The 1,421-nt window shown below is 53.0% G+C and carries 1 rRNA gene; it reads left to right on the plus strand.

What is annotated here, in order from left to right:
* Positions 1-1,369 (plus strand): 23S ribosomal RNA (locus ACTNCH_RS12795); the annotation flags it as partial.
* Between the last annotated feature and the right edge of the window lie 52 nt (positions 1,370-1,421).

The following is a 1,421-nucleotide window of genomic DNA, read 5'->3' on the forward strand; positions in this document are numbered from 1 at the left end:
AAATCCGCTTATCAATCCGAAGACGTGACGCGTACCGAAATCAAGTAGGGAAGCACATGAGCCATGCGTCGAGAAAAGCCGCTATTGTTTGCAGAGTACCCGTACCGTAAACCGACACAGGTGGATGAGGAGAGAATCCTAAGGCCGACGGAAGAAGCATTGTTAAGGAACTCGGCAAAATGACCCCGTAACTTCGGGAGAAGGGGTGCCTGCGAGAGCAGGCCGCAGAGAATAGGCTCAAGCAACTGTTTAGCAAAAACACAGGTCTATGCGAAACCGAAAGGTGAGGTATATGGGCTGACGCCTGCCCGGTGCTGGAAGGTTAAGGGGAGATGTTAGCGCAAGCGAAGCATTGAACTTAAGCCCCAGTAAACGGCGGCCGTAACTATAACGGTCCTAAGGTAGCGAAATTCCTTGTCGGGTAAGTTCCGACCCGCACGAAAGGCGTAATGATTTGAGCACTGTCTCGACAATGCATCCGGTGAAATTGAAGTACCAGTGAAGATGCTGGTTACCCGCGCCAGGACGGAAAGACCCCATGGAGCTTTACTCCAGCTTGGTACTGGGATTCGGTATTGCATGTACAGGATAGGTGGGAGGCTGTGAAATGGTGACGCCAGTTGCCATGGAGCCAATGTTGGGATACCACCCTTGCAGTATTGGGTTTCTAACTAGTCACCGTGACCCGGTGATAGGACAATGCCAGGCGGGGAGTTTGACTGGGGCGGTCGCCTCCGAAAGGGTATCGGAGGCGCTCAAAGGTTCCCTCAGAATGGTTGGAAACCATTCGAAGAGTGCAAAGGCAGAAGGGAGCTTGACTGTGACACCGACGGGTGGAGCAGGTACGAAAGTAGGACTTAGTGATCCGGTGGTATTAAGTGGGAATGCCATCGCTCAACGGATAAAAGCTACCCTGGGGATAACAGGCTTATCACTCCCAAGAGTTCACATCGACGGAGTGGTTTGGCACCTCGATGTCGGCTCATCGCATCCTGGGGCTGTAGTAGGTCCCAAGGGTTGGGCTGTTCGCCCATTAAAGCGGTACGCGAGCTGGGTTCAGAACGTCGTGAGACAGTTCGGTCCCTATCCGGCGTGGGCGTAGGATATTTGAGAGGAGCTGTCCTTAGTACGAGAGGACCGGGATGGACTGACCTCTGGTGTATCGGTTGAGCCGCCAGGCTCATGGCCGAGTAGCCAAGTCGGGACGGGATAAACGCTGAAGGCATCTAAGCGTGAAGCCCCCCTCAAGATGAGATATCCCATTCGAAAGAAGTAAGACCCCTTGAAGACGACAAGGTAGATAGGGCAGAGGTGGAAGTGTGGTAACACATGGAGCTGACTGTTACTAATAGGTCGAGGGCTTGACCAAGAGTGTGAAGCGAAAGCGGAACGCGAAGCGTCATAGGATAGAAAATGTCTAA

The sequence above is a fragment of the Candidatus Merdisoma sp. HCP28S3_D10 genome, from assembly GCF_052065835.1.
Lineage (GTDB): Bacteria > Bacillota > Clostridia > Lachnospirales > Lachnospiraceae > Laedolimicola.